Here is a 9,017-nt window from a genome sequence, read left to right as displayed (position 1 = left end):
TAAACCCTGAGCGAGGTCAAGGCGCGCACCGCCGAACCGAAAGTGATGCGTACAGCATCGAAGTCCTTGGTTGCTGCGCCGCCCAGAACGAAGTAGTCCTGGGAGTTCAGCAGACCGAGCAAGTCGAGTTTCAAGGGGCCGCCGACCGAGAAGGACTGCCGATCGACGCCATTGAGACTCGTGGTCACCGTTGCGCCACGCAGTAGGTCAAGACTGAGCACCTTGTCTGCACTACGCACGACGAAACCGGCACCCTTCGGCTTGACGCTACTCGCCGCGTAACGCGTGCTTGAATCGGTGACCGTGAGCGACACATTGGACGCCACGCCAACTGCGGTCCGCAAAGTGGCGTAAGTGCTGCGCTTGCGATCGACGACGGCAAGCGCGTCCTCGACGCCGCAAAGCAGACAGATGCCGTCGACATCGGTGCGGACAACGGCGTTCGGATCCAGGATCGGCTCGTAAAGCCCGCCCGGCGTGCAATCAACCACGGGATCCAATGCGGCGGCCTGGGCGCTGATCAGCCCAGACAGACCCGCCAGACAAAATGCGGCAGTGACAGTGGAACGCAAGCTTTTGTGAATGTTCATTGTTGCCCCCTTGAGCGTCTATTTTGTGAAGATAACTGTGGCCCGCCCAACTCGCGCGCGCCATTGGGTTCGCCGGCATGTTCCTGAGCGAACGCCCGGAGTGTCTACCTGCGCCGTGTTCAGGTCCATAGGCACATTCATACGTGAACATTTGTCCAATCCCGGGATGATCAGAATTGGAGTTCAGGCCGCATGCGCGGATCCCGACATGTTTCAGAGTAATGAACGCGAAACTGCGGAAAAGCGGACGCGGTGTTCGTCTCGGCTTATCAGCTGTCCGCGCCGATCAAGCGCGTTCGAGATGAGCGTAAGACAGCATCAGCCACTTGGTGCCGGCGTCGCGGAACTTGATTTCGATGCGGGTGCGATCGCCGTCGCCATCGAAGCTCAGGATGGTGCCTTCGCCGAATTTCGCGTGGCGCACGCGATCACCAAGCCGGAAACCGCCCGGGCCTTCGCCTGTGGTCGCGGCCGTCATCTTGGTCCGTGAAGGCGGCACGTCAGCCGCACGCGCGTAACGGCCTCCGCCGTACGAACCGCCGCCACCGCCACCCCCGTAGCCGCCATAACCGCTGTTGCCGGACGGGCCGCCGTACGCCTGTCGCAGCACGCCGGCGCGCGGCCGGGTTTCGACGATCGTTTCGGCCGGAATGTCCTTCAGGAACATCGACGGCATGCCGATCTGCTCCTGGCCGTGGATGCGCCGCACTTCGGCGTAGGTCAGGTACAGCTGCTGGCGCGCGCGGGTGACGCCGACATAGGCCAGGCGCCGCTCTTCTTCGAGCGAGCCGCCATCGACGGCGCGCTGGCTCGGGAACAGACCGTTCTCCATGCCAACCAGGAACACCACCGGGAATTCCAGACCCTTCGCCGAGTGCAGCGTCATCAGCTGCACGCAGTCCTCGCCGACGCCGGCCTGGCGCTCGCCGGCTTCGAGCATCGCGTGGGCCAGGAACGAGTTCAGCGGATCGAGGCCGTCGTCTTCCGGCGGCCGCTCGAAGCCGCGCGCGGCGCTGATCAGTTCGTCGAGATTGTCGAGGCGGGCTTCGGCCTGCTCGCCCTTTTCCTTCTTGTAGTGCTCGCGCAAGCCCGAGCGCTCGATCGCCATCGCCATCAATTCGGCCAGCGGCTTGCCGGCACCGTCACGGGCGAGGCCGTCGATCAGATCGAGGAACACTTTCAGGTTGTTGGTGCTGCGGCCGAGTGCGGCGCCAGCGCCTTGTGCCGCCTTCCATTGCGAGACGCCGGCATCGCGCGCCAATGCCCGCAGACGTTCGATGGTAGTCGCACCGATGCCGCGTGGCGGCGTGTTCACGGCGCGCTCGAAGCTGGCGTCGTCATCGCGGATCGCAACCAGACGCAGATAGGCCAGCGCGTCCTTCACTTCCTGGCGTTCGAAGAAGCGCAGGCCGCCATAGATGCGATACGGCAGGCGATTGCGGATCAGCGATTCTTCGAGCACGCGGCTCTGCGCATTCGAGCGATAGAGGATCGCGCAGTCTTTCAGCGCATAGGTTCCTTCGTGATGCGCCTTGATCCGGCCGACCACGAACTCGGCTTCGTCGAACTCGTTGAACGCGGCATAGAGCTGGATGGCATCGCCATCCTGGCCATCGGTCCACAGCACCTTGCCGAGACGCCCGGAATTCTTCTCGATCAGGCCATTCGCGGCTTTCAGGATGGTGCCGGTCGAGCGGTAATTCTGTTCGAGGCGGACCACTTCCAGGCCGGGGAAATCCTTGCTCAGCCGCGCCATGTTCTCGACCTTGGCGCCGCGCCAGCTGTAGATCGACTGATCGTCATCACCGACCGCGAACATCGTCCCGGTATTGCCGGCGAGCACTCTCAGCCAGGCGTACTGCAGCGTGTTCGTATCCTGGAACTCGTCGACCAGGATGTGCCGGAAGCGCTGCCGGTAGTGTTGCTGGATCTGCGGCACATCACGGCACAGCTCGTGGGCGCGGAGCAGCAGTTCGGCGAAATCGACCAAGCCGTTGGCGGCGCACTGCGCCTCATAGGCGCTGTAGATGCGCACCAGTTGCCGCTGCGCGAAATCACCTTGATCGACCATCGCATCGGGCCGCCGGCCTTCTTCCTTCTGGGCGTTGATCCAGCCGGTGATCTGCTTCGGCACCCACTGCTCTTCGGACAGATCGAGGCCGCGGATCACCCGTTTGACCAGGCGCTGCTGATCGTCGGCATCGAGAATCTGGAAATTCTGCGGCAGCCGCGCTTCCTTCCAGTGCAGGCGCAGCAGGCGGTGGGCGATGCCATGGAAGGTGCCCACCCACATCGTCCGCACCGGCACGGTGACCAGGCTTTCGATGCGGCCGCGCATCTCGGCCGCGGCCTTGTTGGTGAAGGTGACCGCGAGGATCGAATGCGGCGAAACGCCTTCGACGGCGATCAGCCAGCCAATGCGATGGGTCAGCACCCGGGTCTTGCCGGAGCCGGCGCCGGCCAGCACCAGACGGTGCTCGGGCGGCGCGGTCACCGCTTCGCGCTGGGCTGGGTTCAGGCCCGCGCAGAGCAGGGCGACATCAGGCGATTCAGCGTGCATCACGCGTCAATGACCGGCAGCGGCCAGCCGCTTGCGCAGGCGCAGATTGAGGATTTCCACGGCCACCGAGAAGCCCATCGCGAAATAGACGTAGGCCTTGGAGATATGGAGGTCCAGCCCTTCGGCGATCAGCACGCCACCGATCAGCACCAGGAAGGCCAGCGCCAGCATCTTCACCGTCGGGTTGTCATCGACGAAGCGCGACAGCGGGCCGGAGAAAAACATCATCGCGATCACCGCGCTGACGATCGCCGCGATCATCACCGGCAGATTGCTGGTCATGCCGATGGCGGTGATCACCGAATCGAGCGAGAACACGATGTCGAGAATCATGATCTGCACGATCACGCCGACGAAGCTGACGCCCACCGCGCCGGCAGTGCTGCCCGGTGCGTGCAGCGCGCCGCGCAGCATGTCGACGATCTCCTTGCCGGCCTTCCAGATCAGGAACAGGCCACCGCCGAACAGGATCAGATCGCGGCCCGAGAAGCCCATGCCGAATACGGTGAACAGATCGGCCGTCAGCTTGGCGATCCAGTTCAGGGACACCAGCAGCGCGATCCGGGTGAGCATCGCGCCGGCCAGGCCGATGGTCCGCGCCTTCGCCTGCTGATGCAGCGGCAGCTTCGCCGCCATGATCGACAGAAAGATGATGTTGTCGATGCCCAGCACGATTTCCAGCGCAGCCAGCGTCAGGAAAGCGATGATCAGTTCGGGGTCAAGCAGATTCACGGGCGCTGGGCAAGGGCGAGGCAGGAGCTTCCGATTATGAGGGAAAGCTGTCAGGCCGGCCCTTCGTGATGCGCCGCCGCGGCACGCAGCAAGCCGCCGCCGCACTGTCATCGAACCGTCACCGCTTCGTCATTCGGGGTTTACCGCTGGCTCTTATGGTGTGCGCGTACCTACCGGAAAACCGGGAGCAGCGACGATGAAGATTGCCTACGGCGTGATGGGTTACGGGCGCGGCCATGCAATGCGCTCGATGGCGGTGCTGCCAAGCCTGATGGCCCGGCACGAGGTCACCGTGTTCGCCGGTGGCGATGCCTATGACGTGCTGGCGCCGCTGTTTCCGACCGTGCGCATCCCGATCATCGGCTACGTCTATCAAGCCAACGGCAGCCATTCGGTGCCGAAGACGATCAGCCGCAACCTCGCACCGATGGCCGATCTGTTCTTCGGTGGCCATGGTTCGGAAGTGGTCGAGCGCGAGATCAAGGCGCGCGGCATCGAACTGGTGATTTCCGATTCCGAAGCCTGGACCCATCGCGCCGCGAAGAAACTGAAACTGCCGCGGATCAGCTTCGACCACGTCGGCATCATCGCGTACTGCAAGCCGCACTTCCCGCCGGATCTCTGGCTGATGGGCATGCGCGATGGCTTTGGCTATCGCCGCCTGATGGGCATTCCGGAACGCATCCTGATTGCCAGCTTCTATCCGGCCGAAGGCGCCTATCCGGGCGTGAAAGTCATCGGCCCGATGCTCCGCGACGAAGTGCTGCGCACCAAGCCCAGCGATGGCGATTTCCTGCTCGCCTACTTCAACAAGGGCGAGCATCAGTACCGGCCTAACATCGACCACGCGCTGCGCCAACTGGACTGCCCGGTGGTGGTCTACGGCACGCCGTATCGCGGCAAGGTCGAGAACCTCGACTTCCGCGCGCCGAGCAACGAATGGTTCGTCCATGACCTGGCCGCCTGCCGCGCAGTGATGTCGACCGCCGGCAACCAGACCATCGGCGAGGCGATCCACTTCGGCAAGCCGATCCTCGCGCTGCCGGAAGAAGCCTTCGAGCAGCGCCTGAACGCCTGGATGATCGAACGCATGGGTGTGGGCATGCGCGGCGATCGCCTGAACCTGACGCCGAGCGACGTCGATCGCTTCATGGGCAACCACGCGTTCTACAAATCGAACATGAGCGCCCACGCCGGCGACGGCCGTGCAGAAGCGATCGCCACCCTGCTGCAGTACATCGACGAGCTGGCCGTGGTCACCAAGGCCGGCAGCAAGACCCGGCGCAAGCGCGGGGCGGCGATCTCCGCTGCCTAGCTGAAGCTCGCTGCAGACAAGGTGTCCAGCGCGAATTTGCTGCGCTTTGTCGCAGGGCTGGACCCAGCCGCCACCGCGCGGCGAGTCCGCGCGTTAAAGTCGCTCCACAACAAGAAATTGATCTGGAGCGGCATCGATGGCAACCCGACTCAAACCGCTCGACGCGTCCTGGCTGTATGTCGAGTCGCGCAACACGCCGATGCATGTCGCCGGCCTGAACATCTTTTCGCTGCCGGCCGATGCGCCCGCGGATTTCCTGGCCAAGCTGGTCGTCCAGCTGAAGGACGCCAAGGACTTTGCGCCGCCGTGGAACCTGCGCTTGAAGAAGTCCCTGCTGCGTGGTGTGTTGCCGGCCTGGGAAATCGATAACGGTCTGGACCTCGATTACCACGTGCGTCATTCGGCGCTGCCGCATCCCGGCGGCGAGCGCGAACTCGGCGTGCTGGTCTCGCGTCTGCACAGCCACGAGCTGGACCTGAACCGGCCGCTCTGGGAATGCCACGTCATCGAAGGCCTGGAAAACAACCGCTTCGCGCTGTACACCAAGATGCATCACGCGCTGATCGACGGCGTCGGCGGCATCCGCATGACCGCGCGGGCGTTCTCGGCCAGTGCCGCCGCCGGCAAGGTGGTGCCGCCGTGGACCATCGGTGCAGAGATTCGCAAGCGCAGGGCGCATGTCGAGGGAGAAGTGCTGCCGAGCACCTTCGAACGGCTGCGCGAGCAACTGCAGCAGCAGGCCGAACTGGTCCCGCAGGTGACCCGCGCGCTGACCAAGATCTGGCGCGGCAAGAAGCCGCACGATGCCCAGGCCACGCCGTTCAAGGCGCCGAAATCGGTGCTCAATGATCGAGTCGATGGCCAGCGCCGCTTCGCCACCCAGCAGTACGAACTGGCGCGTCTGCGAGCGATCGCCGAGAAGGGCGGCGTGACCCTGAACGATGTTGTGCTGGCGATCTGCGCCGGCGCGCTGCGGCGTTTTCTCAAGGAACTGAACGTGCTGCCACGGCGCAGCCTGACCGCCGGCCTGCCGGTGTCGCTAAGGCCCAAGGGCGACGAGCAGCTCGGCACCGCGATCAGCTTCATGCTCGCCGATCTCGGCACCTCGATCGCCGATCCGGTCAAGCGTCTGCAGTGGATCCACAGCTCCACGCTCGGCGCCAAGGAGCACCTGCAAAGCCTGCCGAAAAGCGGCCTGAACAACTACACGATGCTGTTCATGGCACCGTACATCATGGGCATGCTCACCGGCGCTGCCGGGCGCATCAAGCCGATGTTCAACCTGGCGATCTCCAACGTGCCGGGCCCGGACAAGACGCTGTACCTCGGCGGCGCCAAGCTCGAAGCCATGTACCCGGTCAGCGTGCTGCAGCACGGCCAGGCGCTGAACATCACCTGCCTGTCCTACGCCGGCAAGCTCAACTTCGGCTTCACCGGCGCCCGTGACGCGCTGCCGCACATGCAGCGGCTCGCGGTCTACACCGGCGAGGCGCTGGATGAGCTGGAAGCGGCGGTGAAGGCGCCGGCTGCAAGAGCGGCGTCGAGCGGCTGAGCCGTCTGTAGCGCAGCCTCAAAACAGATCCGCCGGATCGACATCCAGCGACCAGCGCAGCCGCGTTTTCTGGCCCAGCGCTTCGATCTCCGGCAGCCAGACGCCGAGCAGGCGATGCAGCGCCGAGCGGGACGGGCTCTTGAGCAGCAGCTGGCCGCGTTGATAGCCGGCGCGGCGCGCCATCGTCGCTGGGGCCGGGCCGAGGATTTCGACCTCGTCGGCGGCCGGCAACTGACCGCGTAGCGTGCGGAGGAAGTTCATCACTTCGCCCTCGGTTCGCGCCTCGACCCGGAGCAGTGCCAGGCTGGCGAACGGCGGCAGGCCGAATTGCCTGCGCTCGGCCATCAGGGTTGCGGCAAACGCCGGATAGCCGCGTTCGACCAGCAGCCGCAGCAGCGGATGCTCGGGCTGGTGGGTCTGCAGCAGCACTTCGCCCGGCGCATCGGCACGGCCGACTCGTCCGGCGACCTGGGTGACCATCTGGCCCATCCGTTCGATGGCGCGGAAATCGCTGCCGAACAGCGCCTGATCGACGTCGACCAGGCCGGCGAAGGCGAGACCGGCGAAGTCGTGACCCTTGGCCAGCACCTGGGTGCCGACCAGTAGTTTCACATCGCCGCGCTCGACATCGGCCAGCAGCCGCGCGATCGCAGCACCGCTGGACAGGCGATCGGAATCGAAGCGTTCGACCCGGTATTCGGGGAAGCGCATCCGCAGCGCATCCTCGATCCGCTCGGTGCCCTGGCCGACCGGCACCAGCTTGCCGCCGCAGTCGCTGCAGGCCGGCGGGATCGGTTCGACATGACCGCAGTGATGGCAGGCCAGGCGCTTGCGGGCGCGATGGACGACCAGCCGCGCATCGCAATTCGGGCAGGGTGTAACGGCACCGCAGTCGTGGCAGAGCAGCACCGGCGCGTAGCCGCGGCGGTTCAGGAACAGCAGCGCCTGATGGCCGGCTTCGAGTTGGCGCGACACCGCCTCGATCATCGTCGGGCTCAGGCCGTTGTCGAGCGGCGCGTGGCGCACGTCGAGCAGGTGGATACGCGGCGGCGCCTGGCTGCGAACGCGCTTCAGCAGTTGCAGATGCCGGTAACGGCCAGTGTTCGCGTTATGCAGCGATTCCAGCGATGGCGTCGCGCTGCCGAGCAGCACCGGCGCGCCGGCCCGGCGGGCGCGCAGCACGGCGACATCGCGGGCCTGGTAGCGCAGGCCGTCCTGCTGCTTGTAGGAGACGTCGTGCTCTTCGTCGACGATCACCAGCGCCAGACGCGCCATCGGCACGAACACCGCCGAGCGGGTGCCGACGACGATGCGCGCGCGGCCGTCCCGCGCGGCGAGCCAGTTGCGGGCGCGTTCGGTTTCGCTCAGGCCGGAATGGAAGCTGGCCACGCCATCGCCGAAGCGGGCCTTGAAGCGTGCCGCCAGCTGCGGTGTCAGACCGATTTCCGGCGCCAGCACCAGCACTTGGCCGCCGGCAGCGAGCGCGGTTTCGGTCAGCCGCAGATACAGCTCGGTCTTGCCGCTACCGGTCACGCCTTCGAGCAGGCTGACTGCGAAACCGGTGCTCAAGCCGGCATCGAGCGTGGTCAGTGCGGCGGCCTGTTCCTCGGTCAGCGGCAGGTGGGCTTCCAGCGGCGTGACCCGGTCCAGCGCACAGCGTTCGACCCAGCCGCTGTCCAGCGCCTTCTTCAGCGCCGCAGCGGCATTCGGCAACGCGGTGCGAACCCGCGCGCTGCTGCCCGGCGCCGCTGCCAGCAGATCGAGCAGCGCTTTCATCGTCGTCGAGCGAGCCGGCAAGCCGGCCATCGCTGCACGACCGGCTTCGGTCAGCTGCAAGCCATCCGGCGGCGGCAGGGTCACCAGTTCGCCGCGCCGCAGCGGGCCGGGCAGCGCGGCGGCGATCACTTCGCCAAGCGGATGCAGGTAGTAGTCGGCGACCCAGCGGCACAGCGCCAGCAGTTCGGGGCCGACCATCGGCCCGGTCAAGGCAACGTCGTCGAGCACGGCGGTGACCGGCCGCGGTTCAAACTCCGGGGTTTCCACGTCCCGGACTGCGTCGACCACCACGCCGATCAGCTCGCGCCGGCCGAACGGCACCCAGACGCGCACACCGGGCACCAGCGCCGCAAGCAGAGCGTCCGGCGCTTCGTAATCGAAGCGCTGCCGTAAGGGCACCGGCACGGCGACTGTGACGAGCTTCACGTGCGGCCTGTGGATAAGGATGTGTACATCATTGAAGCTCGCGCACAGCTTTTGTCGCGGCGCAAC

5 protein-coding genes and 1 pseudogene are annotated in these 9,017 nt (G+C 65.7%); 2 read left to right on the top strand and 4 right to left on the bottom strand.

Features of this window, described 5'->3' with window-relative positions; genetic code table 11:
• From QZY06_RS02560 to QZY06_RS02550, 3 genes and pseudogenes are all read right to left on the bottom strand, one after another.
• Positions 1 to 590 (bottom strand): annotated as a pseudogene (locus QZY06_RS02560) (hypothetical protein); the annotation flags it as partial.
• A gap of 286 nt (positions 591 to 876) precedes the next feature.
• Positions 877 to 3,150 carry a DNA helicase II gene (gene uvrD / locus QZY06_RS02555; RefSeq protein ID WP_295679771.1) on the bottom strand — a complete coding sequence of 758 codons (2,274 nt, stop codon included), beginning with the start codon at positions 3,148 to 3,150 and terminating at the stop codon, positions 877 to 879.
• Positions 3,151 to 3,156: 6 nt separating this feature from the next.
• Positions 3,157 to 3,882, bottom strand: a complete 726-nt coding sequence (locus QZY06_RS02550) for a TerC family protein (protein ID WP_295679768.1) — start codon at positions 3,880 to 3,882, stop codon at positions 3,157 to 3,159.
• 196 nt (positions 3,883 to 4,078) lie between these two features.
• Between QZY06_RS02550 and QZY06_RS02545 the strand changes: the two genes are divergently transcribed.
• Complete coding sequence (locus QZY06_RS02545; RefSeq protein WP_295679765.1) at positions 4,079 to 5,197, top strand: glycosyltransferase family protein; 1,119 nt, start codon at positions 4,079 to 4,081, stop codon at positions 5,195 to 5,197.
• A 136-nt stretch (positions 5,198 to 5,333) separates the two neighbouring features.
• Positions 5,334 to 6,749 carry a wax ester/triacylglycerol synthase family O-acyltransferase gene (locus QZY06_RS02540; RefSeq protein WP_295679761.1) on the top strand — a complete coding sequence of 472 codons (1,416 nt, stop codon included), beginning with the start codon at positions 5,334 to 5,336 and terminating at the stop codon, positions 6,747 to 6,749.
• An 18-nt stretch (positions 6,750 to 6,767) separates the two neighbouring features.
• Here the strand turns inward: QZY06_RS02540 and QZY06_RS02535 are convergent, their stop codons facing one another.
• Positions 6,768 to 8,951, bottom strand: a complete 2,184-nt coding sequence (locus QZY06_RS02535; protein WP_295679758.1) for a primosomal protein N' — start codon at positions 8,949 to 8,951, stop codon at positions 6,768 to 6,770.
• Positions 8,952 to 9,017: the final 66 nt, after the last annotated feature.

It is taken from the genome of uncultured Nevskia sp. (assembly GCF_903885465.1).
Lineage (GTDB): Bacteria > Pseudomonadota > Gammaproteobacteria > Nevskiales > Nevskiaceae > Nevskia.
This window is presented reverse-complemented; position numbering and strand designations above follow the sequence as displayed.

Bases quoted from the DNA above. Each gene is read 5' to 3' on its own strand.
- uvrD (WP_295679771.1), bottom strand. From the start codon at position 3,150: ATGCACGCTGAATCGCCTGATGTCGCCCTGCTCTGCGCGGGCCTGAAC.
- QZY06_RS02540 (WP_295679761.1), top strand. From the start codon at position 5,334: ATGGCAACCCGACTCAAACCGCTCGACGCGTCCTGGCTGTATGTCGAG.
- QZY06_RS02545 (WP_295679765.1), top strand. From the start codon at position 4,079: ATGAAGATTGCCTACGGCGTGATGGGTTACGGGCGCGGCCATGCAATG.